Origin of the sequence: Streptomyces sp. NPDC050619 (genome assembly GCF_040654815.1) — a bacterium.
Lineage (GTDB): Bacteria > Actinomycetota > Actinomycetes > Streptomycetales > Streptomycetaceae > Streptomyces.
In genome coordinates this window covers 113136-138327 of sequence record NZ_JBFAIR010000018.1, presented here as the reverse complement: position 1 = coordinate 138327, position 25192 = coordinate 113136, and the positions used below count along the sequence as shown (strand labels likewise).

The 25192-nt window shown below is 69.7% G+C and carries 24 protein-coding genes; 13 read left to right on the top strand and 11 right to left on the bottom strand.

Annotation, left to right across the window (positions count from 1 at the left end):
• Positions 1–8 precede the first annotated feature (8 nt).
• Positions 9–1229 (bottom strand): lipid-transfer protein, encoded by a 1221-nt coding sequence (locus AB0I77_RS28025; protein ID WP_363285474.1) that lies wholly within the window; start codon positions 1227–1229, stop codon positions 9–11.
• Positions 1230–1331: 102 nt separating this feature from the next.
• On the opposite strand from AB0I77_RS28025, the gene AB0I77_RS28020 reads away from it, so the two are divergent.
• Positions 1332–2966 (top strand): FadD3 family acyl-CoA ligase, encoded by a 1635-nt coding sequence (locus AB0I77_RS28020; RefSeq protein WP_363285473.1) that lies wholly within the window; start codon positions 1332–1334, stop codon positions 2964–2966.
• Between the two features lie 317 nt (positions 2967–3283).
• On the opposite strand, the gene AB0I77_RS28015 is transcribed toward AB0I77_RS28020, so the two are convergent.
• The 3 genes from AB0I77_RS28015 to AB0I77_RS28005 form a co-directional block, all read right to left on the bottom strand.
• A complete protein-coding gene (locus tag AB0I77_RS28015) occupies positions 3284–3898 on the bottom strand; it encodes a hypothetical protein (protein ID WP_363285472.1) in 615 nt (204 codons plus the stop codon).
• 571 nt (positions 3899–4469) lie between these two features.
• Positions 4470–4655, bottom strand: coding sequence for a hypothetical protein (locus tag AB0I77_RS28010; RefSeq protein ID WP_363285471.1), 186 nt, complete (start codon positions 4653–4655; stop codon positions 4470–4472).
• Between the two features lie 192 nt (positions 4656–4847).
• On the bottom strand, positions 4848–7850 hold the full coding sequence (locus AB0I77_RS28005) for a BTAD domain-containing putative transcriptional regulator (RefSeq protein ID WP_363285470.1): 3003 nt from the start codon (positions 7848–7850) through the stop codon (positions 4848–4850).
• Between the two features lie 209 nt (positions 7851–8059).
• Here AB0I77_RS28005 and AB0I77_RS28000 point away from each other — a divergent pair, with 209 nt between their 5' ends.
• From AB0I77_RS28000 to AB0I77_RS27990, 3 genes are all read left to right on the top strand, one after another.
• A complete protein-coding gene (locus AB0I77_RS28000) occupies positions 8060–9295 on the top strand; it encodes an amidohydrolase family protein (protein ID WP_363285469.1) in 1236 nt (411 codons plus the stop codon).
• A complete protein-coding gene (locus tag AB0I77_RS27995) occupies positions 9292–10209 on the top strand; it encodes a TIGR03619 family F420-dependent LLM class oxidoreductase (protein WP_363285468.1) in 918 nt (305 codons plus the stop codon). Before AB0I77_RS28000 ends, AB0I77_RS27995 begins: the two co-directional genes overlap by 4 nt.
• Before the next feature lie 145 nt (positions 10210–10354).
• Complete coding sequence (locus tag AB0I77_RS27990) at positions 10355–11035, top strand: response regulator transcription factor (RefSeq protein WP_363285541.1); 681 nt, start codon at positions 10355–10357, stop codon at positions 11033–11035.
• Positions 11036–11062: 27 nt separating this feature from the next.
• Here AB0I77_RS27990 and AB0I77_RS27985 read toward each other — a convergent pair whose 3' ends face one another.
• Entirely contained in the window at positions 11063–11854 is a 792-nt protein-coding gene (locus AB0I77_RS27985) for a hypothetical protein (RefSeq protein WP_363285467.1), read from the bottom strand.
• A 66-nt stretch (positions 11855–11920) separates the two neighbouring features.
• A complete protein-coding gene (locus AB0I77_RS27980) occupies positions 11921–12655 on the bottom strand; it encodes a hypothetical protein (RefSeq protein WP_363285466.1) in 735 nt (244 codons plus the stop codon).
• Between the two features lie 177 nt (positions 12656–12832).
• On the opposite strand from AB0I77_RS27980, the gene AB0I77_RS27975 reads away from it, so the two are divergent.
• The 4 genes from AB0I77_RS27975 (at position 12833) to AB0I77_RS27960 (ending at position 18205) form a co-directional block, all read left to right on the top strand.
• Positions 12833–13606 (top strand): SDR family oxidoreductase, encoded by a 774-nt coding sequence (locus tag AB0I77_RS27975; protein ID WP_363285465.1) that lies wholly within the window; start codon positions 12833–12835, stop codon positions 13604–13606.
• 130 nt (positions 13607–13736) lie between these two features.
• Positions 13737–14855: an LLM class flavin-dependent oxidoreductase gene (locus AB0I77_RS27970; protein ID WP_363285464.1), complete on the top strand. Its 1119-nt coding sequence runs from the start codon at positions 13737–13739 to the stop codon at positions 14853–14855.
• A 97-nt stretch (positions 14856–14952) separates the two neighbouring features.
• The gene (locus AB0I77_RS27965; protein WP_363285463.1) at positions 14953–16683 is read left to right on the top strand and encodes a D-aminoacylase; all 1731 of its coding nucleotides are present in this window, start codon (positions 14953–14955) and stop codon (positions 16681–16683) included.
• Positions 16684–16741: 58 nt separating this feature from the next.
• Positions 16742–18205 (top strand): aldehyde dehydrogenase family protein, encoded by a 1464-nt coding sequence (locus AB0I77_RS27960; RefSeq protein WP_363285462.1) that lies wholly within the window; start codon positions 16742–16744, stop codon positions 18203–18205.
• A gap of 135 nt (positions 18206–18340) precedes the next feature.
• Here the strand turns inward: AB0I77_RS27960 and AB0I77_RS27955 are convergent, their stop codons facing one another.
• A complete protein-coding gene (locus AB0I77_RS27955) occupies positions 18341–19021 on the bottom strand; it encodes a hypothetical protein (RefSeq protein ID WP_363285461.1) in 681 nt (226 codons plus the stop codon).
• A 199-nt stretch (positions 19022–19220) separates the two neighbouring features.
• Between AB0I77_RS27955 and AB0I77_RS27950 the strand changes: the two genes are divergently transcribed.
• Positions 19221–19997: an alpha/beta hydrolase gene (locus tag AB0I77_RS27950; RefSeq protein WP_363285460.1), complete on the top strand. Its 777-nt coding sequence runs from the start codon at positions 19221–19223 to the stop codon at positions 19995–19997.
• Positions 19998–20012: 15 nt separating this feature from the next.
• On the opposite strand, the gene AB0I77_RS27945 is transcribed toward AB0I77_RS27950, so the two are convergent.
• The 3 genes from AB0I77_RS27945 to AB0I77_RS27935 are packed head-to-tail and all read right to left on the bottom strand — an operon-like array spanning position 20013 to position 21468.
• Positions 20013–20408 (bottom strand): nitroreductase family deazaflavin-dependent oxidoreductase, encoded by a 396-nt coding sequence (locus tag AB0I77_RS27945; RefSeq protein WP_363285459.1) that lies wholly within the window; start codon positions 20406–20408, stop codon positions 20013–20015.
• A gap of 6 nt (positions 20409–20414) precedes the next feature.
• Positions 20415–20606, bottom strand: coding sequence for a DUF397 domain-containing protein (locus tag AB0I77_RS27940; protein ID WP_363285458.1), 192 nt, complete (start codon positions 20604–20606; stop codon positions 20415–20417).
• A gap of 10 nt (positions 20607–20616) precedes the next feature.
• The gene (locus AB0I77_RS27935; RefSeq protein WP_363285457.1) at positions 20617–21468 is read right to left on the bottom strand and encodes a helix-turn-helix transcriptional regulator; all 852 of its coding nucleotides are present in this window, start codon (positions 21466–21468) and stop codon (positions 20617–20619) included.
• A gap of 209 nt (positions 21469–21677) precedes the next feature.
• Here AB0I77_RS27935 and AB0I77_RS27930 point away from each other — a divergent pair, with 209 nt between their 5' ends.
• The 3 genes from AB0I77_RS27930 (at position 21678) to AB0I77_RS27920 (ending at position 22755) form a co-directional block, all read left to right on the top strand.
• A complete protein-coding gene (locus AB0I77_RS27930) occupies positions 21678–22118 on the top strand; it encodes an ATP-binding protein (protein WP_363285456.1) in 441 nt (146 codons plus the stop codon).
• 80 nt (positions 22119–22198) lie between these two features.
• Positions 22199–22477 carry a hypothetical protein gene (locus AB0I77_RS27925; protein ID WP_363285455.1) on the top strand — a complete coding sequence of 93 codons (279 nt, stop codon included), beginning with the start codon at positions 22199–22201 and terminating at the stop codon, positions 22475–22477.
• Complete coding sequence (locus AB0I77_RS27920) at positions 22474–22755, top strand: hypothetical protein (protein WP_363285453.1); 282 nt, start codon at positions 22474–22476, stop codon at positions 22753–22755. The genes AB0I77_RS27925 and AB0I77_RS27920 overlap by 4 nt, the downstream gene beginning before the upstream one ends.
• 119 nt (positions 22756–22874) lie before the next feature.
• On the opposite strand, the gene AB0I77_RS27915 is transcribed toward AB0I77_RS27920, so the two are convergent.
• Positions 22875–23834 carry a helix-turn-helix domain-containing protein gene (locus AB0I77_RS27915; protein ID WP_363285452.1) on the bottom strand — a complete coding sequence of 320 codons (960 nt, stop codon included), beginning with the start codon at positions 23832–23834 and terminating at the stop codon, positions 22875–22877.
• 70 nt (positions 23835–23904) lie between these two features.
• On the opposite strand from AB0I77_RS27915, the gene AB0I77_RS27910 reads away from it, so the two are divergent.
• On the top strand, positions 23905–25125 hold the full coding sequence (locus tag AB0I77_RS27910) for an MFS transporter (RefSeq protein ID WP_363285451.1): 1221 nt from the start codon (positions 23905–23907) through the stop codon (positions 25123–25125).
• The last annotated feature ends 67 nt before the right edge of the window (positions 25126–25192 follow it).

Genomic DNA, 25192 nt, shown 5'->3' with positions numbered 1-25192 from the left:
AGTGTGGGTCAACTCCTCAGCAGCAGGGCGGAGGTGGGGACGCCTTCGCCGGCGGTGACGAGACAGGTCGAGGCGTCCGGCACCTGCGCCGTACTGCTCCCGCGCAGCTGCTTCACGCCTTCGTTGATGAGGTTGAAGCCGTGCACGTACGCCTCGCTGAGCCCGCCGCCCCCGGTGTTGAGAGGCAGCCGCCCGCCGATCTCGAGGGCGCCGCCCTCGGTGAAGGCCGCGCCCTCTCCCCTTCCGCAGAAGCCGTAGCCCTCCAGGGAGAGGGGGACGAGGGGCGTGAACGCGTCGTAGATCTGGGCGACATCGACGTCCTGGGGCGTGAAGTCGGCGTGCTTCCAGAGGTGTCGGGCGGCGGTCCAGGCGGGGCCGGTGAGCGGGTCGTCGTTCCAGTAGTTGACCATGCCGTGGTGCTGGGCGGGCAGGCCCTGGGCGGCGGAGTGGACGTAGACGGGGCGCTGTCGGCAGTCGACCGCCCGCTCGGCGGAGACGAGGACGCACGCCAACGCCCCGTCCGTCTCAAGGCAGTTGTCGAAGAGGCAGAGGGGCTCGCTGATCCAACGCGAGGTCATATACATGTCTCTGGTCAGCGGCCGCTCGTACATGATTGCTTGTGGATTCTGGTTGGCCCGGTTGCGGCAGGCGAGGGCGACGTTGAAGAGGTGGTCGCGGGTGGCGCCGTACTCGTGCATATAGCGGCGGGCGAGCATGGCGATCTCGTCGGCGGGCCGCAGGAGCCCGAAGGGGCGCGTCCACTGGGCCGGGGTGGGCAGTTGGACGGCGGTGTTCTTCCACGGCCGGGGCCCCGAGCCCCGCTTCCGCGACCGCCAGGCGACGCCGACCGTGGCCTGCCCGGTGGCGATGGCGGCGGCGAGGTGGCCGACGGTGGCGCAGGAACCGCCGCCCCCGTAGGGCACGCGGCTGAAGAAGGTGAGATCACCGAAGCCGACGCTCTTCGCCAGCTCGACCTCGTCGGTCTCCTCCATCGTGTACGAGGCGAGGGCGTCGACCTCGCCGGGGGCGATTCCGGCGTCGTCGAGGGCGGCGAGGACGGCCTGGCAGGCGAGGGTCTTCTCGTCGTCCGGGAGGTGTTTGGCGAAGGGGGTCTGCCCGATGCCGACGATGGCGGTGGCGTCTTTCAGTCCGGCGGGTCCGGTGGGTCCGGTGTGCCTGGTGTGCCCGGTGAGTCCGGTGGGCCCGTTGAGTCCGGTGGTTCCGGCCATGCTGGGTGCACCTCCGCGCGGGGCGCTGGCTGCTGACAGATCGTCAGGTTACAGCTAATCTGACGGTCAGTCAGCTACTGCGGTTCGGGGAGGCTGGTGTGCATGCGCGAAGACGCGGAGCCGGGCGGATGGGCCGAGTGGGGCAGCGTTCCGGGGCTGGTCCGATCGGCGGCCGAGCGGTACGCGGACGTCGAGGCGGTGGTCGACGGACGTACCCGGATCTCGTACGCCGAACTCGGCGCCCGGGTGGAACGCGCCGCGGCGGCCTGCATGGCCAACGGCGTCGCGGTCGGGGACCGCGTGGGGATCTGGGCCCCGAACTCCCTCGACTGGATCGTCTCCGCGCTGGGCGCGGTGTCGGCGGGCGCGGTGCTCGTACCGCTGAACACCCGCTTCAAGGGGGCGGAGGCGGCGGACGTACTGCGGCGCAGCGGGGCCCGGCTGCTGTTCGTGACGGGGACGTTCCTCGGGACGTCGTACGTGGCGTCGCTGCGGCGGGCGGCGGGGGAGGGGGCGGGGCCGGGAGTGCTCCCGGGCCTGCCGGAGCTGGAGCAGGTGGTGGTGCTGTCGGACGACGCCGCCCCGGCGGACTTCCGCACCTGGAAGGAGTTCCTGGCGAGCGGGGACGGGGTGGGGGAGGCCGGGGCGGAGGTACGGGCGAGGGCGTCGGCAGTGCGCCCGGGGATGCCCTCGGACATCGTCTACACCTCCGGAACGACGGGCCGCCCCAAGGGCGCGGTGATTACCCACGCGCAAACCCTGCGGGCGTACGAGGCGTGGTGCGACCTGGCGGGTTTGAGGCAGGGGGACCGCTACCTGATCGTGAACCCCTTCTTCCACACCTTCGGCTACAAGGCGGGCGTGATCGCCTGCCTGATGCGGGGCGCGACGATGATCCCGCAGCCGGTGTTCAACGTGGACACGGCGCTGGCGAACATCGCGGCGGAACGGGTGTCGGTACTGCCGGGCCCGCCCACCCTCCACCAGTCGTTGCTGGACCACCCGGCGAGGGACGCGTACGACCTCTCCGCGCTGAGGCTGGTGGTGACGGGCGCGGCGGTGGTGCCGCTGCGGCTGGTGGAACGCCTGAGGGGAGAGCTGGGCGTGGAGACGGTGCTGACCGCGTACGGCCTGTCGGAGGCGAGCGGCATCGTGACCATGTGCCGCCGCGGCGACGACCCCTCGGTGATCGCGTCGACGTCGGGCCGGCCGATACCCGGGACGGAGGTGAGGGTGGTGGATGCCGGGGGGCGGCGGCCCGTGGGCCCTGGGACTCCGGGCGAGGTCATGGTCCGTGGCTTCAATGTCATGCGGGGCTACTACGAGGACGAGGCGGCCACGGCCGAGGTGCTGGGACTGGACGGCTGGCTGCGGACAGGCGATGTGGGCGTGCTGGACGAGGCGGGCTGCCTGCGGATCACCGACCGCATCAAGGACATGTTCATCGTCGGCGGCTTCAACGCGTACCCGGCGGAGATAGAGCAACTCCTGGGCCTGCACCCGGATGTGGCGGACGTGGCGGTGATCGGCGTACCGGACCCCCGCCTGGGCGAGGTCGGCAAGGCGTACGTCGTACGGCGACCGGGTTCGGTCCTGACCGGCGACGACCTGATCGCTTGGGCGAGGCGAGAGATGGCGAACTACAAGGTGCCGAGGACGGTGGAGTTCTTGGGGCAGCTGCCTCGGAATGCGAGCGGGAAGGTGGTGAAGGGGGGGTTGCGGGGGCGGTTGGGGTAGGTGGGGCGGGCGAGGTGGACGGGGGTGGTTGGCGTGGACGGTGTTTGCCAGTGGCCGTGGGGCCGCCCGCTTCTTGGCCAGTGTCGTGCTTCCGCGACCCGCGTCAAGGGCGCTGCGTTCCGCTGCGCTCCACTCCGCGTCGCCTTCGGCGATGGCCCTCCGGGCCACCCTGGACCCGGCCCGCTCCAGCACGGGGAAGAAGCGAGCGGGCGGCCGGAGAGGGACGGGGCCCAGGTGGGTGTACCCCTGGGCCGGTCGAGAGGCCGACCGGCGCTGCCGGACGCGCTCGCGCCCCCAAACACCGGCCCATCTTGAGATCAGCCGAGCTGCAACCCCGGCCTCTTCAGGGCCAGAGCGGCGCGGATCTCCTCGATTATCCGAGCAGGGCGTCGGAACACGTCCATGGCGGTGAAGCGCAGCAAGTTGCGTACCTCCGCGCACTGCAGGATCTCGTTGAAGCGGGCGATGTCCCGGCGGTGGGACTCGCGGGTGCCGTGGTAGGCGTAGCCCTCAATCTCGACCGCCAGCCCCTCGGCCCGGAACAGGAAGTCGAGGTAGCGACGGCGGCCGCCGGGGACGCGGAGTTCGACCTGGGATTCCGGACGCAGGCCGGCGTCGAACATACGCAGGCGGGCGACCGTCTCCGCGGGGGAACCCGAGTTGCGGTCGGCGAGTGCCATCCAGTCCCGGGCGCGGGCGGCTCCCCGGAGCGGGGCGTCGAGTGCGAGGGACAGGGACGCCGGGGTGGTGAGCGGGGCTCGACGTACGCCGCCGACGGTGCGGTAGTTGAGCGCCGACTCGACGGCCACGAGGGCGTCGTCCCGAGGCCCGGCGCGCAGGAGGTCGGCGAGAGTGCGGGGGACGTCCGTGACGCGCAGCCCTGACCGCCGTACGACGTCGACGTCGGCGAGGGGGATCCGATGAACACGCACATCCGCGAGGCACCGCCGGATGCTGAGCCCAGGATCGGTGAACTCCAGGTCGGCCGACTACCCCTGGGGCACCGTTCCCATTCCCGCACCGAGGGTCTCGATCTGCCAGAGCCAGGCCGCCGACCGGTGACTCACGACGAGCCGCGGCGTGACCAGCTGCGCCGCCTTCAGCCGCACAACCAGATCGACACCCCGCCCCGGCTCAACCCAGGCCCCACCCCGAACCCGAGTCCACCCTTCCGCCCCCAACCTCCGAAAGAGCCCCACCCGAGGCCACCCGGCCCCCAAAGCCCGCGAGACAAGCAAAACCCCCCCCGTCCGCGAGCCCCCGCAACTCCCGATGCTCCATCCCCCCACTCTCCCGAATCCCCCCACCCTTCGCTCAGCCCTGTGGACAACAGGCGGCAAGCGGCAGGGATTGGCAGATGTGTTCCAGGGGCGACTGTCGCGACCTGGGTAAATGCGTCACGTGGGTGGAACGGATCTGCCAATCGCTGTTTGTTCGAGCACGTCGGCCGCGGCGGCTTCCCCTCCGCGCCGCCGCGGCCGATCCCCGTGGATGAGGGTCTGGTTAGGGCTTTTCGTCCGTTGCGTGGTTGTCCAGTGGGGTCACCGTGCCGCCGGTCGCGTGGTTGTCGAGCGTGGTGATCTTTTCGTCCGTGGCGTGGTTGTCCTGCGTGGTGGCGTTGTCGTCGACGTCCGTGGCGTGGTTGTCGAGCGGCTTCACCACAGGGTCCGTCTTCTTGGCTTCGCTCATGACCTGCAACTCCCGTTCAGTGATGGGCGATACCCGCCCGGCGACTCCCCCGAGGGCCGCCGGGCGGGCATATCAGGGCCGTTCACCCTAGCGGCGCTGATCACCGCTGACCCGTCTGCCCCCCGACGCGACGGATCGACACCTTGAGAGTGCACTGGTGTCATAAACGAACGATGAACGTCGTGCCGCGACCTATGCGGCTGCCGCGGGTGTGAGCAGAAGCCGCACGTCAGAGGCCTCGGGTGAGCCCAGTTGTTCGAAGATGGCGAGGGCTTCCTGCCAACAGGCGTGCGCTCGACCGGTCTGGCCCAGGCCGTTGAGCGCGCGGCCGAGGACCGTCAGGACGTTGCCCCGCCGCCACTCGCCGCCGATTCCGCGCAGTACGGCGAGTGCCTGTTCCGCCAGGGCCGCGGTCTTTGCGGGATTGTGCCCGGCAAGGTGTGCTTCCGCGAGCCGGAAGAGCGTCATGCCCTCCCACAGTCGCTGCCTGCTGTCATGGAAGACGTCCAGTGCTTCCGTCAGCCGATCGACAGCGGCTTCCAGCTGACCCTGTCCCGTGAGCGCGAGGCCCATTGCATAGCGCGCGTTCGCCCCGCGTAGCGCGTGGCCCAGCTCGTCATAGACGGAGATGCCCTGCTGCGCGAGTTCCACCGCGCTGGTGACGTGGCCCATGGCCAGGTGAATGCGGGAGAGATTGCAGAGTGCGCTGGCTTCTCCCGCGAGGTTCCCGTCCAGGCGGAAACTCTCGATGGCCTGTTGCAGGTATGCCTCACCGTCGGTGTGACGGCCTTGATAGAGCGCGATGATGCCTCGATCGTTGGCGGCCCAGCAGCTGGGTGCCAGGTCATCCGCCACCTGGGCGAGCTCCATTGCCAGCCGCGCCTGATCGTCGGCTTGAGCAAATCGTCCGGCCACGAGATGAACGTTGGTCAGTGTGGTGAGTGCTCGGCTTCGGGCCTGTGGATCGTCGGCCCGGGCGGCCGCGTCCCGCAGCGTGACCGCGGCGACTTCGTATTGCTTGGAGTTGGCCCCTGACTCGGCCAGGTCCTTGGCCGCCCACAGCAGATCCACGGCGCGCCGGAGCGTAGCCCCCTTCGCGCACTGCTGAACGAAGGCGATAAGGGTATGCGCTTCCGCGTACAGCCAGTCCTGAGCCTCGTGCCGGTCCTCGAACCTGAGTCCCGAGTACTGGGTGACCTCGAAGTGATCCACCAGCCGGTCCCCCGGCCGCTCCATCGCATAAACCCCCGCCGCACTAGCCAGATAAAAGTCCAGCAACCGCGACATCGCCGCATCCCGCTCGCTCGCCGGCTCCTCGTCCCTCTCCGCACAAGCACGCGCGTACAGCCGTACCAGATCGTGGTACCGGTAGCGGCCCGGCGCCGCCGACTCCAGCAGCGACGTGTCCACCAACGACTCCAGCAAGTCCTCCGTCTCCTCCGCCGGCAGGTCCAGCACCGCCGCGGCCGCCGTGAGGGAGATGTCCGGGCCGTCCGCCAGGCCCAGGAGCCGGAATGCTCGGGCCTGGGCCGGCTCCAGTGCGCCGTAGCCCAGCTCGAAGGTCGCCTTCACCGCCAGGTCGCCGGCCTGCAACTCGTCCAGGCGGCGGCGTTCGTCCGCGAGCTTCGCCGCCAGGACCGAGACCGTCCAGGTGCGGCGGGCCGCCAGACGGGACGCCGCGATGCGGATCGCCAGGGGGAGGAAGCCGCAGGCCGCCACCACGTCCAGTGCGGCCTCCCGTTCGGACCTCACCCGTTCCTCGCCGACGATCTTCGTGAACAGCGACAGCGCCTCGTCCGGGGACATGACGTCGAGGTCCACCAGGTGGGCGCCCGCCAGGTCCACCATCCGGACGCGGGACGTGATCAGCGCCGCGCAGCCCTCCGTGCCCGGGAGGAGGGGGCGTACCTGGGCGGCATCGTGAGCGTTGTCCAGCAGGACCAGGACCCGGCGGCCGTCCAGCACCGAGCGGTACAGGGCCGAGCGTTCCTCGAGTGAGTCCGGGATGGAGGAATCGGGCGTGCCCAAGGCCCGCAGGAAGGACCCCAGTACCGTCTCCGGTTCCGCCGCCCTGGCGCCCGCGCCCTGGAGGTCGACGTACAGCTGGCCGTCGGGGAACGCGGTCCGTGCCCGGTGGGCCACGTGTACCGCCAGGGTCGTCTTGCCGACGCCGCCGATGCCCGCCAGCGCCGACACCGCCATCACCCGGCCCTCCGCCGAGGCCAGTACGTCGCCCAGCTCGGAGACGAAGGAAGTCCTCCCCGTGAAGTCCGGCACGGTTGCCGGGAGTTGCGCCGGGCGGACCGGGACGACGGCCGGTTCGGCCACCGGTGCCGACGGTTCCGCCAAGCCCGGGTCCGCCTGGAGGATGCGCTGCTGGAGTTCGCTGAGGCCCGGGCGTGGGTCCACGCCGAGTTCGTCGGCCAGGAGGCGGCGGGTGTCCGCGTAGACCGCCAGGGCCTCCGCCTGGCGGCCGCTGCGGTACAGGGCGAGCATCAGCAGTTCACGCAGGCGCTCGCGCAGCGGGTGGGCCGCCGTCAGGGCCGTGAGTTCCGATACCGCCTCCGCGTGGCAGCCCTGCTCCAGGTCCATGTCCAGGCGGGATTCGAGGAGTTGGAGCCGCCATTCCTCCAGACGGACCCGCTGTGCCTCCGCGTACGGGCCCGGCACCCCCGCCAGCACCTCCCCGTCCCACAGCGCCAGCGCCCGGCCCAGGACCTCACGGGCATGGCACAGGTCCCCGGCCGAGCGGGCCTTCTCCGCCTCCGTCGCCAGTTCCTGGGCCGTCGCCAGGTCCAGGGCGCCCTGGCCCAGGTCCCGCACCGCGTACCCGCCCGACTCGCTCACCAGGACCCCGGGGTCCAGCACCTTGCGCAGGCGTGAGGCGTACGTCCGTACCGCCGCCAGTGCCTGCAAAGGCGGGTCCTCGCCCCACAGGGCGTCGATCAGCTCCGCGGCGGTCGCCGTACGGCCCTCGCGCAGCAGCAGGGCGGCCAGGAGGGCGCGTTGCTGGGGCGAACCGGTGCTCAGCGATTCCTCCCCGCGCCAGGCGCGCACCGGGCCGAGCACACTGAAGCGCACCGACACCGACACCGACACCGCCCCCGCCTCCGTCTCCTCCTCCTCGGAGCCGGAACCGGGACGCCTCTGCTCCGGCACTCGCGGTACCTTCGGCACTCGCGGCACACCGTCCATAGCCGTCGTCCCCCTAATTCTGAGCAACCCCGCCAGTTTGCCTTGCCCATGGGGGATGCGTCAGCTGTGGAGGGTCCGATCACAGGCAGGCACGCGGGCTATCACAAGCCCCTCACGCGGTCTTCGCACACTTCCTCGCAGGGGTCGCCGGACTCCCACCCGGGAACAGCTAGCTGACGGACCGTCAGATCAGCGCTACCGTGATTCGCATGGAGACCAACACACCCCTTCCTCTGATCATCTCCGTCGACGATCACACCGTCGAACCCCCGACCGTCTGGCAGGACCGGCTCCCGAAGAAGTACCTGGACACCGGCCCCCGCACAGTCCGCGCCCCACTGAAGGAGATGTCCTTCCTCGGCGGCCGGTTCAACCCCGTCATGGGCACCCCCGGCAGCGACGACGGCCCCATCGGCGACTGGTGGATCTACGAGGACCTGCGCCGGCCCCTCACCCGCCTCGACACCGCCGTCGGCTACAGCAGGGACGAGATCAAGCTCGAGGTCATCACGTACGAGCAGATGCGCGCCGGCTCGTACGACGTCCCCGCCCGCCTCGCCGACATGGACGTCAACCACGTCCAGTCCGCGCTCTGCTTCCCGACCTTCCCCCGCTTCTGCGGCCAGACCTTCACCGAGGCCGAGGACCACGAACTCGGCCTCCTCTGCGTCCAGGCCTACAACGACTGGATGGTGGAGGAGTGGTGCGGGCCTCAGGCCCACGGCCGCCTCATTCCTCTCACCCTCATCCCCCTCTGGGACGCCGAACTGGCCGCCGCCGAAGTCCGCCGCAACGCCGCCCGCGGCGTCCGTGCCGTCGCCTTCTCCGAGATACCCCCGCACCTGGGCCTGCCCTCCGTCCACGGCGACGACTGGGACCCCTTCCTCGCCGCCTGCGACGAGACCGGCACCGTCGTCGCCATGCACATCGGGTCGTCGAGCCGTATGCCCTCCACCTCGGCCGACGCCCCGCCCGCCGTCGGCTCCACCATCACCTTCGCCAACTGCTGCTTCTCGATGGTGGACTGGCTGATGAGCGGGAAGTTCGAGCAGTTCCCGAACCTCAAAGTCATGTACGCGGAAGGCCAGATCGGCTGGATCCCCTACATCCTCGAACGCGCCGACATCGTCTGGGAGGAGAACCGCGGCTGGGGCGGCGTCGCCGACAAGGTCCACCGGCCGCCGTCCGAGCTGTTCGCCGAGCACGTCTACGGCTGCTTCTTCGACGACGCCTTCGGGCTGCGCAACCTTGACGACATCGGAGTCGGGAACGTCCTCTACGAGACCGACTACCCCCACTCCGACTCCACTTGGCCGAAGTCGAGGGAGGTCGGCGAGGCCCAGATGGGGCACCTGCCGGCCGACGTGGTGGAGCGGATCGTACGGCGGAACGCCATCGAACTCCTCGGGCTCACGCCGGACGGGCTCTGGGGCGGCCCGAGGTGATCCAGTACGGCATCCAGCTCCCCGTCCAGTCCCAGACCACGATCTACGCCGAGGCCTGGGAGGCGGCCGCCGGTCCGGGCGACCTCGTCGAGATCGCCCGGACCGCCGAGCGCGCGGGCTTCGCCTACGTCGCCTGCTGCGACCACGTCGCCATCCCGCGCCGTCTCGCGACCGCGATGAGCACGGTCTGGTACGACCCCGTCGCCACCCTCGCCTTCCTCGCCGCCGCGACCGAACGCGTACGGCTCCTCAGCCACGTCGCCGTCGTCGGCCTGCGCCATCCGCTCCTCACCGCCAAGCAGTACGCCACCCTCGACCATCTCAGCGAGGGCCGGCTGATCCTCGGCGTCGGCGCCGGGCATGTGCGGGAGGAGTTCGAGGCGCTCGGGGTCGACTTCCGGCGGCGCGGGGCCCTCCTCGACGAGTCCGTCGACGCGTTGCGGGAAGCCCTCGGGCCGGACGAGTTCCCCGAACACCACGGCACCTTCTACGACTTCCAGGACCTCGGCCAGCGCCCACGCCCGGCCCAGACCCGCGTCCCGCTCTGGGTCGGCGGCTCCTCGCCCGCCGCCGTACGCCGGGCCGCGCTCAAGGGCGACGGCTGGCTGCCGCAGGGCGATCCGCGCGAACAGCTGGCCGCGCGGATCGAGGACATCAGGAAGATCCGCGCGGAGGCCGCCGTCCAGGGGCCCTTCACCGTCGGGGCCGTCACCGAGCCGCTGTACGTCGGCACCCCGGACTGGGACGTCGGGCGACGCACGATCACCGGCGCGCCCGACGCACTCGCCGAGTCCCTGCGCGCCTACCGGGCGATGGGCGTGCACCAGATCCAGGTGCGGTTCCGCAGCCGCAGCCGCGCCGAACTCACCGACCAGATGGCCGCGTTCGGGGCGGAGGTGGCTCCGTTGTTGTAGGAGTTTCCTGTGCGGGCGCTTCTTGTGCAGTCGCTTCTTGAAAGCTTGAACATGTCCACGCCGGGTCACGTATGTACGGACGTACGGACGTGACGACTCCGGCGGAAGGGCACGTGACGTGCGATCCTCCCAGCGACCTCCTGTCCTGCGACCTCCGGTCCAGGACCCCCATCTCCAGGACCCTCCTCTCCGGCACCCCCCTGCCCAGCGACTCTCCGTCGCCCTCGCCTGTGCCCAGGGTGAGTGGCCGTACGACGACTGGCCGGCCCCGGACGACCCGTACGTGGGCCGGGTCCTCCACCTGACCCCGCCCTTCCGGGTCCCCGAGGGCACGGATGTCGTCGTCCTGCGCTGCGACGAACCGCTGGACGCCCTCGCGGATCTGGGGGTCACGACCGTCCCGGTGATCGTCGTCAGCCCCCGGCGGGACACCGAGACGGTCGTGGAGGTGTTCCGTGGCGGCGCGGGCTACCTGGTCGAGGGCGACTACTGCACCTGCATGCTGTCCTCGGCGGTCATGGCCGCCACCATCGGGCACACGTACCTCTCTCCGGCGGCGTGCGCCGCCCTGCGCGAGGGCGCCCGGCGGATGTCCACGGCCGACGCCGCGATGGAGCGGCTGCGGAAGCTGCTCTCGCCGCGTGAGCGGCAGATCATGGAGTTACTGTCGACCGGGCTGGGCGCGCAGGAGATCGGGCTGCGCCTGAGGCTGAGCGAGAAGACCATCCGCAACAACCTGAGCAACATCTACGCCAAGCTGGAAGCACGCGGGAGCACGGACGCGGTCCTGCGGTGGCTGGGAGCCGCGCCCGTGCTTCGCACCTGATAATCAGTTACGGCGCCTGATGATCAGTTACGGCGCCGGAATCTCCGACAGGGGGATTTCCACGTCGGTGACGTTCTCGCCGCCCGCACCGAATCCGGCTTCCGACCTGAGCGCGCGCGTGGAATTCTGCAGCCCTGAGGCCTCGGGAGTTCCGCACTTCACATTGCGCAGCCAAAGGCGGCCGTCGGGAGTTCCGTTCTTCAGGATCTGCGGATAGAAGACGTGCACGCTCTTGCCGCCCTCGCTGGGGGAGAAGAACACCGTCTGGCCGTCCTGCGGCTCTTTGTACGTGGCCCGTATGAATCCGCTCACGTCGGTGCGCTTGGCGGACCACATGAAGAAGCCGATGTTGTCCGCCTGGACGGTGTCCGTCCTGCTGAACGCCAGGGCCGTGGTCTTGTCGTCACGCGTGATGTTGATGTCCGCCGTGGCGAACTTCCCCCCGATCTCGAAGAAGGAGTTCCCCAGCATCGTCGAGGAATCGGTGGTGAATCCGTTCTCGAGCTGGATGGTCCTGGTGACGGACGTGCTCACGTTGAAGGTCTTCGAGGCGGTGCTCGTCGAGCCGCAGTTGTCGGTCACCGCGGAGACCCGTTGATTGGGCCCGAGGTTGTCCCGCTTGAACTGGACGTCGACGAACTCGCAGTTCTCCAGCTTGTCCGAGTTCGCCGAGCAGTCGGCGGTCACCTCGGAGGGGGTGGCGGCGCCCGCGGAGTTCATCAGCGGGACGGCCACCGCCACGGCCACCAGCGGGGACAGGGCGAGGGTGATGCGCTTCTTCTTGCTCCGGTGGCTTCTGCCGCGGCCGGTGCGAGTCATGGGTCTCTCCTGTGGGGGGATGAGCTGTTGTCTTCGATGAGGGATGAGATTTCTTCGGTGGGCGGGTCAGCAGTCCTCAAGGACCGCCTTGGAGGTGCCGTCCACCACTCCGGGAGCGCCGGCCGCGCCCGGCAGGACGACGGGGCCCTCGATGACCTCCGGTGCCACGAAGTTCTTCTCCGGTGTGGCGTTGGTGGTGGTCGTCGCCTCGCGGGCGTCGAGCCTCACCCGCCATTCGCCGGTCATGCGCTGCATCTTCGGCGTGAACTCCATGTGGAGCACCTTGCCGACCGGCACTTCCCGCTCTTCCGTGTCACCCGCGGTCGCCGATTTCACGGTCATGTCCAGGGTCCCCCTGTGGCTTTGCCAGGACCCGGACAGAAGGCCGAACAGGCCGCCGCCCGCACCCTGCTTGGTCACGGTGTACCGGCCCTGGCCCTGGGCCGCCGTCGCCGACCAGGTGACCGACACCTTCGCCGGTTCGGTGGCGTTCGGTTCGCAGTTCGGGAAGTCGATCGAGGCCTTTTCGGTCGGCCCGTCGAAGGTCTCGAAATTCGTCTCGACGAAATCGCAGTTGTCGGACTCGTGACCGTCGGCGAAGGAACCATTGAAATCACTCACCGACTGCCGCTTGCCGTTGAGTACTTCGGACCTCTCGCACATCCGCATGATCTGGTCGGGCGTCTTCTCGTCGGCCGCGTTCGCCGAGGGAAGCAGGGCGACGATCGCTCCGCCCGTGGCGAGCGCCGATCCGATCGCCACGACTCTGATCTTCTTGTTCTTCAGTTTCCGTTGGGACATGGAGAAGATTTTGGATTCCCTTGACGTACGCCGACAGGGTCAAATGTCCCTACTGGTGGGTCACGTGAGATTCGCCTCAGCAACCACGAGAGCTTGCGCCCGACGACATCTGACGTTCCGTCAGATGTGGCGCTACGATGCGGAGTCCACCGTGTCCACCGTGTCAAGGGGATCGTCATGGGCAAGCTCGACGGACGGGTCGTCATCGTCACCGGGGCGGCACGCGGCCAGGGTGAGCAGGAGGTGCGGCTCTTCGTGGCGGAGGGCGCCGAGGTCGTCGTAGCGGATGTGCTGGACGATCAAGGGGCCGCGCTGGCCAAGGAACTGGGGGCGCTGTACGTCCACCTCGACGTGGGCGAGGAGAGCGACTGGCGCTCCGCCGTTGCCGCCGCGAAGGATGCCTACGGCCGCATCGACGGACTCGTCAACAACGCCGGCATCCTGCGGTTCAACTCCCTCGTCGACACGCCCCTCGACGAGTTCATGCAGGTCGTGCGGGTCAACCAGGTCGGCTGCTTCCTCGGGATCAGGGCGGTCGCCCCCGAGATGGACGATGGCGGCACGATCGTCAACACCGCCTCGTACACCGGCGTGACCGGGATGGCGGCCGTGGGCGCCTACGCGGCGACCAAGCACGCCATCCTCGGGCTCACCCGGGTCGCCGCTCTGGAGCTGGCCGCCCGGAAGATCCGGGTCAACGCCATGTGCCCGGGCGCCATCGACACCGCGATGTCGAACCCGGCCCAGCTGGATCCGGGGTCCGCGGACGCCGAGGAGACCTCCCGCGCCATCGACGGGCTGTACCGCAAGCTCGTGCCGCTCGGGCGGATCGGGAAGCCGGAGGAGGTGGCGCGGCTCGCGCTCTTCCTCACCGCCGAGGACTCCTCGTACATCACCGGGCAGCCGTTCGTGATCGACGGGGGGTGGCTGGCCGGGGTCTCCGTCATCTGAGCCCGCCTGGTTGGGCATCTGACTGCTCGTCAGCTATTGACGGTCCATGCGTGCGGTGCCACAGTCGGCGGCAGATCTGACGATCCGTCAGATGTCGCAACCGAGGATCAACTGGGGACGGTGAACCTCCTTGGAATTCGGGCTCTTTGTACAGGGATACGTGGGCAAACGCGCCGAGACCGACCCGCTGGCCGAGCACAAGGCGCTGATGGAGGAGACCGAGTACGTCATCCAGGCGGACAAGTCGGGCTTCAAGTACGCCTGGGCGTCCGAGCACCACTTCCTGGAGGAGTACTCGCACCTCTCCGCCAACGACGTGTTCCTCGGCTACCTCGCACACGCGACGGAACGCATTCACCTCGGCTCGGGCATCTTCAACCCGCTGGCCCAGGTCAACCACCCCGTGAAGGTCGCCGAGAAGGTCGCCATGCTTGACCATCTCACCGAGAACCGCTTCGAGTTCGGCAGCGGACGCGGAGCGGGCTCGCACGAGATCCTCGGCTTCCTCCCCGGCATCACCGACATGAACTACACCAAGGAGATCTGGGAAGAGACCATCGCCGAGTTCCCGAAGATGTGGCTCCAGGACGAGTACGTCGGGTTCCAGGGCAAACACTGGCAGCTCCCGCCGCGCAAGGTCCTGCCGAAGCCGTACGGGAAGTCGCACCCCGCGATGTGGTACGCCGCCGGGTCGCCACCCTCGTACGCCATGGCCGCGAAGAAGGGCCTCGGCGTGCTCGGCTTCAGCGTGCAGAAGGTCGCCGACATGGAGTGGGTGCTCGAGCAGTACAAGACGGCGGTCGTGGACGCCGAGCCGATCGGGGACTTCGTCAACGACAACGTGATGGTGACCACCACGGCGATCTGTGCGCCGACGCACGACGAAGCGGTACGGATCGCTGTCAACGGGGGGCTGCACTATCTGCCGTCGTTGGTCTTCCGGTACCACGACACCTTCCCGCGGCCCGAGGGGTTCCCTGTCTGGCCGGAGACGTTGCCCGAGTACAACGAGGAGTTCGTCGAACTCCTCATCGCCGAGGAGCTGTTGATCTGCGGCGACCCGGACGAGGTGCTCACGCAGTGCAAGCGGTGGGAGCAGGCGGGGGCGGATCAGTTGAGTTTTGGGCTGCCGGTGGGGGTGCCGAAAGAGGAGACGTTGCAGACGATTCGGCTGGTGGGGGAGCACGTGATTCCGAAGATTGACACGGACCCGGTGCATCGGACGTCGCGGTTCCGGGCTGCCTCGTGATCGCCGTTGCGGGGTGCGGGGTCCGCTGTGGCTGGTCGCGCAGTTCCCCGCGCCCCTGAGGTACCTACACCGGCCCGGAGTTCAAGGAGGCAGGCCGATGCTTGATCACGTCATCAAAGGGGCGACCGTTGTCGACGGCACGGGCGCGCCCGGGTACACCGCGGACGTCGGTATCCGGGACGGTCGTATCGCTGTCATCGGGAACATTACGGACGAGTCCCGTACGGCCGAGGACGCCGCAGGCCTCGTCCTCGCCCCCGGCTTCGTGGATCCGCACACGCACTACGACGCCCAGCTGTTCTGGGACCCGTACGCGACGCCGTCTCTCAATCACGGCGTCACCACGGTCGCGGCCGGCAACTGTGGTTTCACCCTCGCCCCCCTCAACCCGTCCCGCCCGCAGGACGCCGACTACACCCGTCGCATGATGTCCAAGGTCGAGGGCATGTCCCTGGTCGCGCTGGAGGAGGGGGCGCCCTGGAGCTGGCACGGCTTCGGGGAGTATCTGGACGCGCTGGAGGGGCGGATCGCCGTCAACGCGGGCTTCATGGTGGGGCATTGTGCGCTGCGCCGGTATGTGATGGGCCCGGAGGCGATCGGCGGGCAGCCGACCGAGGAGCAGATGGCGGCCATGCTCCGCCTGTTCCACGAGGCCATGGACGCGGGCGCCTGGGGCCTGTCCACCACCCAGTCCTCCACCCACTCCGACGGCGACGGGAACCCGGTCGCCTCCCGGCACGCGCGGCCCGCCGAGCTGCTGGCGCTCTCCCGGGCCGTCGGCGAGCACGAGGGCACGCAGATCGAGGCGATCGTCGCGGGCTGCCTCGACCAGTTCAGCGACGCGGAGATCGAGCTGTTGGTGGAGATGAGCGCGGCGGCGGGCCGTCCCCTGAACTGGAACGTCCTGACGGTCGACGCGTCCGTCCCCGAGCGGGTGCCCAGGCAGCTGTTCGCGAGCGAGCAGGCCAGGAAGGCGGGCGGCAGGGTGGTGGCCCTCACCATGCCGATCCTCACGCCGATGAACATGTCCCTGGGCACGTTCTGCGCGCTGAACCTGATTCCGGGCTGGGGGCCGATTCTCGGACTGCCCGTCCCCGAGCGGATCGCCAGGCTCCGCGACCCGGACGTCCGGGCCGAGATGCTGGTGCACGCGGGCTCCAAGGAGGCGGGCGTCTTCCGGCGGCTGACGAACTTCGGGCGGTACGTCATCGGCGACACGTACAGCGAGGCGAACCGGGGTCTGAGCGGGCGGGTCGTACGGGACATCGCGGCGGAACGCGGCCAGGAGCCCTTCGAGTGCCTGGTGGAGATCTGCGCCGCCGACGAGCTGCGTACGGTCCTGTGGCCCATGCCCACCGACAACGACCCGGCGTCCTGGTCCCTGCGCGCCGAGACCTGGCAGCACGAGGACGTCCTGCTCGGCGGCTCGGACGCGGGCGCCCATCTGGACCGCATGTGCGGAGCGCCGTACACCACACGGTTCATCGGGGACTGCCTCCGGGGCCGGAAGCTGGCGGGCCTGGAGCAGGCAGTGAAGATGCTGACGGACGATCCGGCGCGGCTGTTCGGGCTCAGGGAGAGGGGCCGGATAGCGGAGGGCTTCCATGCGGATCTCGTCCTCTTCGACCCGGAGCGGATCGACGCGGGTACGGCCACCCTGGTGCACGACCTGCCGGGTGACAGTCCCCGGCTGGACTCCAAGGCCATCGGGATACGGGCCGTGTGGGTCAACGGGGTCGAGGCGATCCGGGACGACGTGGTGAGCGGGGCCGTACCGGGAAAGGTGCTCCGCTCGGGCCGGGACACGCGGACGGTGGCGACCAAGTGACCGACGGCCGAGTGACGGGGACGGTGGCGGCCAAGTGACCGGGACGGGTGGCGATCAAGTGGCCGATGACCAGCGGCTGTTCATCGGCGGATCCTGGGTGGAGCCGGACGGCGGTCACTACGAGGTCGTCGACCCGGCGACCGAGGAGACCGTCGGGCAGGCGCCGGAGGCCTCGCGGGATCAGGTGCGCGCGGCCTGTGCCGCGGCCCGCGAGGCCTTCGGCCCGTGGTCGCGTACGGCGCCGGAGGAGCGTGCGGCGGTGCTGGCGCGGGCCGCCGAGATCATCGGGGACCGCATGGAGCCGTATGCGGGGCTGGCCCGGGCGGAGACGGGCGCGACGACGCGTACGGCCCGTGGGATGCAGGTGGGCGTCGCCGCCGCCCGCTTCCGGCGGTACGCGCGCGTGGAGCCCGCCGAGTGGGCCATCCCGCCGCAGATCAACGAGGCCGGGCCGATGGGGAAGGCGGCGGTGATGGGCGCGCTGGCCGTGCGCCAGCCCGTCGGGGTCGTCACCTGCGTCACGTCGTACAACAACCCGTGGGCGAACCCGGCCGGCAAGGTCGCCCCCGCACTGGCCATGGGCAACACGGTGGTGGTGAAACCGGCCCCGCAGGACCCGCTGTCGGTCTACCGGATGGCGGAGGCGCTGGAGGCGGCGGGGGTGCCGCGCGGAGTCGTGAACGTGGTGTCCGGGCGGTCGGTGGAGGTCGGCGAGGCGGCGGTCGAGTCCGACGACGTGGACATGGTGAGCTTCACCGGTTCGACGGCGGTGGGGCAGCGCATCGCCGAGGTGTGCGGGCGGGGGATGAAGCGGCAGTTGATGGAGCTGGGCGGCAAGGGCGCGGCGGTCGTCTTCGACGACGCGGACGTGGGCGCCGCGGTGTCCGGGATCGGGACCACCTTCTCCTTCTACAGCGGCCAGATCTGCACGGCGCCGACGCGGGTGCTGGCGCAACGGGGCGTGTACGACCGGCTGGTCGAGCAACTGGCGGCGTACGCCGGCCGGTTGAAGGTCGGCGACCCGAGGGAGCCGGACACGGTCGTCGGCCCGGTGATCTCGGCGGCGCACCGGGACCGGGTGGAGTCGTACGTCGAACTGGGCCGAAAGGAGGGCGCGGTGGTGGTGGCGGGAGGTGAACGGCCGTCTGGGTCCGCTGTGTCCGGCCGGGGTTTCTATGTCGCCCCCACGCTCCTCGCGGACTGCACGAACGACATGCGGGTGACCCGGGAGGAGATCTTCGGGCCGGTGGTGGTCGTCATCCCCTTCGACGAGGAAGAGGAAGGCGTGCAGCTGGCCAACGACACCGACTACGGCCTGATCGACTACGTCTGGTCGTCGGACGTGGCCCGCGCCTTTAGGGTGGCGCGGCGGCTGCGGGCCGGCGGGGTGGGAGTGAACACGGTCGGGCGGAACATGGAGGCGCCGTTCGGGGGGTTCAAGAGGAGCGGGGTGGGGCGGGATGTCGGCTCGTACGCGCTGCATGCTTACAGCGAGGTGCAGGCGATTGTGTGGCCGGGGTGAGGGGGCGCCCGCCTGCGGGCATGTCCGGAATTCGCCGAGCACGACGGTGCCGTATTCTGCCGCAAAGGAATATATGGATATCGCGCTACATTCCACCGAGGCCGGCCTTTGAAAATGGCCGGCCTCGACTCTGGCCTAGGAGACGACGTAGCCGTAGCCTCGGCCGACTTCTCTATTGGTCGACCACGAGCCGAAGGTGCGACTGGGGTCCCAGTAGTACATGTGTCCCGGCACGTCCTTGCCCGGGTGGCGCGGGTTGCTGGACGTGTAGACCTTGCAGGTCTGGTTCTCGTTGACCCAGGCTCCCTTGAAGTCGCCCTGCGTCCAGCGGCGTTGGATGTACTGGTACGGGTAGGCGGTCTGCCCGGGCTTCATCTGGATCGAGAAGTTGTAGTCGGTCTCGTCGGTGCTGGTCTTCGACCAGTTGGGAATGACGTTGGCGACCAGGTTGAGCATACTCTTGGTGACCGATGTGGCGTTTCCGAGGGTGATCTGGCCGCCGACGGAGTCGCCGTACGACGTGGAGTGCGACTTGCCGTAGGAGTACGTGCAGCTGGTTACCTTCGGGTTGCACACGTACTGGTCGTCGGTGCCACGCCAGATCCAGTCCTGCCAGGTGTTGGCTGCCTGTTGGCGCGGTACGGAGACGGTGTTGTCGCCGGGCAGGACTTGGGAAATGCCAGGGTTGTTGGCGTCCGAGAAGCAGTTGCCGCTTGACGCCTGCGCCTGAGTCGCCGGTATCAGGCACGTCATGGTCGCAGCCAGCGCGGTGCCACCACGGATGATCCAGGCTTTTCCGGAGGCATTGATGCCCACGGGTTCCTCCTATGTGCGGGGGGATGAACGTTCCAAAAGTAGAAGTCCGTTAATCCCTTGTCCATAGTCACCAGTCGCTATTAGCTATTTCATGAATTAACCGAGCGGAAATATTGCCGTAATTATTAGTTACACGGCCCTTCTCCCAGCCTCCAGAGTGTGCCCACCGATCTGGTTGTCTGTGGGGCACAGTTCATGTATGGAAACCACGGTGCGGGTCAAGGACGGCGAGGTCTGGGCGGACGACACGGGCGGGGACGGTCTGCCCCTGGTGCTGCTGCACCCGGGGGTCGCGGACTCAAGGGCCTGGGAGCCGATCGCCCCGGCTCTCGCGGAACGCCACCGGATCATCCGCTACGACGCCCGCGGCTTCGGCCGGTCCCCGGACCCGACGGCCGCGTACTCGCAGGCCGAGGACCTGAGGGCGGTCCTGGACCACTTCGATGTCCGGCGCGCGGTGCTGGTCGGGTCGAGCATGGGCGGCGCCACCGCGATCAACGGCGCCCTGAACGAGCCCGACCGGGTCGCGGCCCTGGTCCTCCTCGTGCCGGGCGTGACCGGCTACCCCGACCTGGAGGAGCCGGAACTGACCGCCCGGATCGGTGAGTTGGCCGAGGCGGGCGACATGGACGGACTCCTCGCCCTGTCCCTGCGCACCTGGGCAGCGGCGGGCACGCCCCCGGACACCGAGGCGGCGACCCTGCTGCGGGCGGCGATCCCGGCCTGGTTCACGACGTACGGCCACCAGACCGAGGACCCGCCCGCCTTCCCGCGCCTCGGTGAACTCTCCATGCCCTGCGCCCTGCTCCTCGGCGAGCAGGACTATCCCCGCACGGTCCGCTGCAACGAGGCGATGGCCGCCGCGATCCCCGGCTGCCACCTCGTACGCCGGCCGGACTGCGACCACCTGCCGACGCTGCGGGCGCCGGAGGCCGTACGGGAGCTGGTGCTGGAGGTGTACGCACAGGCGGTCTGAAGGAGTCCCGGCGGGTCACCCCTCCAGATCCACCCGCACCGTCAGCAACCCCGCCCCCATCGCCCGCACCCCCGCGCTGTTGAGCCGGGGCAGGCTGCGCAGGCGGGCGATCGGGTCGTCGTCGGGTAGGAGGTGTGCCGTTCCGGTGTGCCAGCGGCCCCGGATCCGCACCCGGACCCGGGGATCCGCCTTGATGTTGCGAACGTACTGGGACCTCTCGCCGAACTCGGAGACCAGCCAGAAGGAGTTCCCGACACGACGGCCGCCCACCGGGGTCCGGCGAGGCAGGCCCGAGGTGCGGCCGGTGGTCTCCAGGAGGGTCTGGGTCGGGAGGCGGCGGAGGATGGGGTTGCCGATACGGCGTTGGAGCGCCGTGACCGCTCGGTATTTCGTCTCGGCTTGGCGGGACATGCTGCTTCAGGGCCTTTCCGGTGCCTTGAGTACGTCGAGCAGGGCGCCGAAGGCAGCGGGGGCGGCGGTGAGGACGGCTTGGGTGGGGTCGGCGCTTTCGGTGAGGTGGATGGTGGTGCAGGTTGCCTTGGTGGATATGTGGACGCAGGCGTCGCCTTCTTGGCAGTAGGACGACTTCTGCCAGCGCTGCGGGGACATCTCGGCTCCCTTACAGGTTCTGGGCGATGGAGTGGATCAGGTCCCGGGACTTCTTGGGGGTGAGTGCAGTGGCTTCCACGATGCCGAGGAGGTTCCTGTACTTCTCCAGAAGAGCTTCGGCATCGAGGAGGACCGGGCCGTGGAACTGGTCGAGTTGCGCGGTGTCGAGCTGCGGCACGGGACCGTACAGGTAGTTGATGGACTGTCCCGAACCGGGGAACGCGCCGACGCCGAACGGGAGTACGCGGATGGTGATGTGCTCCCGCTCGCCCATGTCGAGCAGATGCTGCAACTGGGCGCGAGCCACAGTCCGGCCGCCGACGCCCATGTGCAGGGCTGCCTCGTGCACGACGGTGGTGTAAGGAGTCGGCTGCGGCCCGTACAGCACGCCCTGCCGTTTGACCCGGTGCGAGACCCGGTGCTCGACCTCGGGCGGTGTGGGCGCGGGGATGACGTGGCGGAAGATCTCACGCGCGTGATCAGCGGTCTGGAGCAGCCCCGGCATGTGAGAGGTGTACGCGGTGCGTACGGCGGTGGCGTGGTGCTCCAGTTCGGCGAGGTCGAGGAGCCCTGACGGCAGCACCTCGCGGTACGACTCCCACCAGCCGAATGTCCTGTCCGTCGCCATACCGACCAGGGCCTCGACGAACGCCTGGTCCGGGCAGGAGTAGATGCGGGCCAGCGCTCTGACACGGTCGGGGCTCACGCCGAACCGCCCCGACTCCACGTTGCTGAGCTGCCCCTGGCTGGTGCCGAGAGTGCGTGCGGCTTCGGTCGCCGTCATGCCCGCGCGCTCGCGCATCTTGCGCAACTCCACGGCGAGCCGGAGGCGCCGGGCCGTCAGAGGGGGTCTGGCAGGCACGTGAACTCCTCTAGGACGCGTGTTCCGTCGCAGGTCACTCACACGGGGGAAATGTGAGGGAAGTATCTCGGATCTCAGCAAATTACATTTGCTGAGCCCTATCTTCGTTTCCAGGCGCCCCGCCCGGAAGCGCACCGTGGGACGCCACGGCGGAGACACCGGGCACCGTAGGCAAGATCCCAACTCCCCTCAGTGATCGGAGATTTCCCATGGCCACCGTATCCCCGTCCTGGAATTACACCCTGCACCTTCCGCACGATCCACGCGCACCGGGTATCGCGCGGGGCACGCTCAGACTCATTCTGGCCGCCCACGAGATGCCCGAACTCACCCCCACCGCGGAACTGCTGGCAGCCGAGCTGCTGACCAACTCGCACCGCCACACCAAGGGCCCGTACGCCCTCCGCCTCCGCTCGGCCGAGCCCGGCCGGCTCCGCGTGGCCGTATGGGACACGGATCCTCGGGTCCCGCCCGGCTTCTCGCACCGGGATGCTCCCGTGTCCCCGTTGGACGCGGAAGACGGCCGCGGACTGCACCTCGTGCGGGCCTGCGCGGACGCATGGGGCGCCTGGGTGCTCCGCGAACTCGGCGCGTCGAAGGGCGGCAAGCTGATGTGGGCCGAGTGCGGGAGCGAGGTGGCGGCGTGGTGAGCGGCGAAGTGCGATGTCCGTCCAGGCTGGGCGGCGCCATACTGAGAGATGGAGCCATGCCCTTTCACCAGGAGCAGACCATGAGCGCACAGCCTGAACACGGCGGCTGGGGAGCGATGCCGCTGCCCGAAATCCGGACTGTGGACGACCTGCGCAGTGCGCTCAGCCGCTACGGCTTCCCGGGCGACCTGGAGCGGTTCGAGGAGGAGCTGGCGGCCGCCATAGGGGCCTCTCCGACCAACGACTTCGCGGGCGCCGCAGCCGTGGTCCGGGCCTACCGGCACCGAGTCCTGATCAGGAACTCATCCGAGATCATGGCGGCCCTCGAAGACGCGCGTGCCGGAGGCGACGGCACATGAACGACGTCCCGTTGGAGGAGGCCGAGCCTGCCAGGAAGGCGTTCGGCGACCTGACAGACGGGGAGCGGGAAGTCGTCCGGGAAGCGCTCGCGGTCATCGGCCGCGACCCGGCGGTGGGCCGAGAGATCCCCGGCTGGCGGCCTCCGTCCGTCGAATACACGCACACGACTCCTCTCGCCCATGACTCGGCCGAGGCGATCACGGTCGTGTACACGCACACGCCCGGCCTGGGGGTGACGGTCGTCTACAACTTCCGTGATCCACAGGTGGTGGACTGAGCCCCTGTGCGACCGCGCGCCGCCACTCAGCCGGCTGCACCGGTAGCGCGACCGGCGCTGATTCTTGTCTGCGGGCTTCCTGGCAGCGTAAGTCTGTTCCCCCTCACCGGAGTCGGGGATCAACCGCTCGACACCCGCTGAGGTACGCCGACCCGAAAGGTGCGCCGGTATGCCGCCGGGGTCGTTGCCAGTGCCCGGTGGAAGTGCTGGCGCAAGCTGTCCGCGCTGCCCAGGCCGCTCCGGTCCGCCACCGTGTCCACCCCCAGGTCCGTCGTCTCCAGCAATTCCCGTGCCCGTGCCAGCCGCTGCTGGTTGAGCCACTTCAGCGGGGTGACGCCTACCTCCGCCGTGAAGCGGCGGCCGAAGGTTCGGGTGCTCATCCCCGCCCGGGACGCCAGCTCGGCGATCGTCAGCGGACGGTGGAGCCGGGACAGCGCCCAGTCCAGCACCGGCCCGAGGCCCTCCGGCCGCGCTGGGGCAGGGGCCGGCGGCAGGGCGTACTGGGTCTGGTCGCCCTCCCGGTGCGGGGCCACGACCATCCGGCGGCCGACCTCCGCCGCCGCTGCCGTGCCGTAGTCGCCGCGCACGATGTGCAGGCACAGATCGATGGCCGCGGCCGTGCCCGCGCTGGTGAGGATGGAGCCGTCGTCGACGTACAGGGAACGGTCGTCGACTCGCACGTACGGGTGGCGGCGGCGCAGCTCCTCCGCGTACATCCAGTGCGTCGCCGCCGGACGCCCGTCCAGCAGTCCGGCCGCGGCCAGCACGAAGGCGCCCGAGCAGAGGGAGGCGATCCGCGCCCCGCGGGCATGCGCCTCGCGCAGGGCGTCTAGCAGGGCGGCCGGGGGTTCGTAGCCGTCCATCATGCAGGCCGGGACCACGATCAGATCCGCCTCGCGCAGCGCCTCGAGGCCGTGCTCGGCCTCCAGTCGCAGACCGCCGGGGGCGTGCTGCCCGCCTCCCGGGACGGTGGCGCACAGGGTCAGCTCGTATCCCTCGCCCGCGAACACCGCGCACGGCACGGCCAGTTCGAACAGTGAGGTCTCCTCCAGCAGGGTCACCATCACACGAAGTGCCATGGCGCAAATCTAGGGGAGGCTGACGTTTTTGCCAATGGTGCGGCAAAGGCGCAGGTCGGATGGTAGGTGCATGCGATGGAACTCACTGACAGCGCCCGGCCACCGCCTGGCCCTCGCCGGGATTTCGGCGATCGGCGTGACCTTCGGTTTCGCACGGTACGGATACGGGCTCTTTCTCCCCGAACTGCGCGAGGAGTTCGGGCTGTCCGTCTCCCTCGTGGGGTTGATCGGCAGCGCCACCTACGTCGGCTATCTGGCCGCGCTGGTGATGGTCGGCGCCCTCGTCGCGCGCTTCGGGCCGCGCCCGCTCGTCCTCGCCGGCGGGCTCTCGGCCGCCGTCGGCATGGGGCTGGTGGCGCTCGCCCAGGGGCCGGGGCTGCTCGCCGCCGGGCTGATCCTCGCCGGTACGAGCTCGGGCTGGGCCTGGGCCCCCTACTCCGACGCGGTCGACCGGATGGTGCCGGCCGGGCGGCGCGAGCAGGTCATGGGCGCCATCGCCAGCGGCACCGCCTTCGCCGTCGTGGTCGCGGGCCCGCTGGCGCTGCTCGCCCGCGGCACGGGATGGCGGTACGCCTGGCTGGCCTTCGCACTGGCGGCGCTGGCATCGGCTGCGTACAACGCCCATGTGCTGCCCAAGGGACGGAGCCGCCCGAGCCGACCGGTACAGAGCACCCTTCGGCCCACGTACCGCCGCGCCGCACTGCCGCTCCTGCTCACCGCCGTCATCTACGGCCTCGTCGGCTCCGTCTACTGGTCCTTCGCCGTCGAAACGGTCAACGACGCGAGCCCCGGCCCCGCGACCGCCCCCCTGTTCTGGACCCTGATGGGCGCGGTCGGCACGGCGGGCGCGCTGACCGGCCACGCCGTCGCGCGATACGGGCTGCGCCGCGTCCACGCCGGGCTCTTCTCCGGCATCGCCGTCGCGGTCGCCCTGCTCGGCCTCGCCCCCGCCTCGCTCCCCGCCGTCGTCCTCTCCGCCCTGCTCTACGGCCCATGCTTCATGGCCGGATCCGGGATACTCGCGGTGTGGAGCTACCGCGTCTTTCCCGAGCGGCCCTCCGCCGGCTTCAGCGTCACCGTCTTCTTCCTGGCGCTCGGCACGATCGCCGGCCCCGCGCTGCTCGGCGCGTACGCCGAACTCCAGGGCCTGCGCGCCGCGTTCATCGTCACGGCGGGCGTCGCCGCGCTTGCCCTCCTATGCGGTCCAAGCCGTAGCGCGCGCGGGCAGGGACGCCGTTCTTCCCCGCGCTCGATCACGACCGGCACCGCGCTCACGCACCCCGATCGCTGAGGTCGCCCCTGCTTCAATGGTCCACGGCAAGGCATGGCGCGGGCATGACGAGAGGTGGGTGGCTGCC

Excerpts from the sequence above, each read along its gene's own strand:
- AB0I77_RS28025 (WP_363285474.1), bottom strand. The coding sequence starts at position 1,229 with ATGGCCGGAACCACCGGACTCAACGGGCCCACCGGACTCACCGGGCAC.
- AB0I77_RS28020 (WP_363285473.1), top strand. The coding sequence starts at position 1,332 with ATGCGCGAAGACGCGGAGCCGGGCGGATGGGCCGAGTGGGGCAGCGTT.
- AB0I77_RS28010 (WP_363285471.1), bottom strand. The coding sequence starts at position 4,655 with ATGAGCGAAGCCAAGAAGACGGACCCTGTGGTGAAGCCGCTCGACAAC.
- AB0I77_RS28005 (WP_363285470.1), bottom strand. The coding sequence starts at position 7,850 with ATGGACGGTGTGCCGCGAGTGCCGAAGGTACCGCGAGTGCCGGAGCAG.
- AB0I77_RS28000 (WP_363285469.1), top strand. The coding sequence starts at position 8,060 with ATGGAGACCAACACACCCCTTCCTCTGATCATCTCCGTCGACGATCAC.
- AB0I77_RS27985 (WP_363285467.1), bottom strand. The coding sequence starts at position 11,854 with ATGACTCGCACCGGCCGCGGCAGAAGCCACCGGAGCAAGAAGAAGCGC.
- AB0I77_RS27980 (WP_363285466.1), bottom strand. The coding sequence starts at position 12,655 with ATGTCCCAACGGAAACTGAAGAACAAGAAGATCAGAGTCGTGGCGATC.
- AB0I77_RS27975 (WP_363285465.1), top strand. The coding sequence starts at position 12,833 with ATGGGCAAGCTCGACGGACGGGTCGTCATCGTCACCGGGGCGGCACGC.
- AB0I77_RS27965 (WP_363285463.1), top strand. The coding sequence starts at position 14,953 with ATGCTTGATCACGTCATCAAAGGGGCGACCGTTGTCGACGGCACGGGC.
- AB0I77_RS27950 (WP_363285460.1), top strand. The coding sequence starts at position 19,221 with ATGGAAACCACGGTGCGGGTCAAGGACGGCGAGGTCTGGGCGGACGAC.
- AB0I77_RS27945 (WP_363285459.1), bottom strand. The coding sequence starts at position 20,408 with ATGTCCCGCCAAGCCGAGACGAAATACCGAGCGGTCACGGCGCTCCAA.
- AB0I77_RS27940 (WP_363285458.1), bottom strand. The coding sequence starts at position 20,606 with ATGTCCCCGCAGCGCTGGCAGAAGTCGTCCTACTGCCAAGAAGGCGAC.
- AB0I77_RS27930 (WP_363285456.1), top strand. The coding sequence starts at position 21,678 with ATGGCCACCGTATCCCCGTCCTGGAATTACACCCTGCACCTTCCGCAC.
- AB0I77_RS27925 (WP_363285455.1), top strand. The coding sequence starts at position 22,199 with ATGAGCGCACAGCCTGAACACGGCGGCTGGGGAGCGATGCCGCTGCCC.
- AB0I77_RS27920 (WP_363285453.1), top strand. The coding sequence starts at position 22,474 with ATGAACGACGTCCCGTTGGAGGAGGCCGAGCCTGCCAGGAAGGCGTTC.
- AB0I77_RS27915 (WP_363285452.1), bottom strand. The coding sequence starts at position 23,834 with ATGGCACTTCGTGTGATGGTGACCCTGCTGGAGGAGACCTCACTGTTC.
- AB0I77_RS27910 (WP_363285451.1), top strand. The coding sequence starts at position 23,905 with ATGCGATGGAACTCACTGACAGCGCCCGGCCACCGCCTGGCCCTCGCC.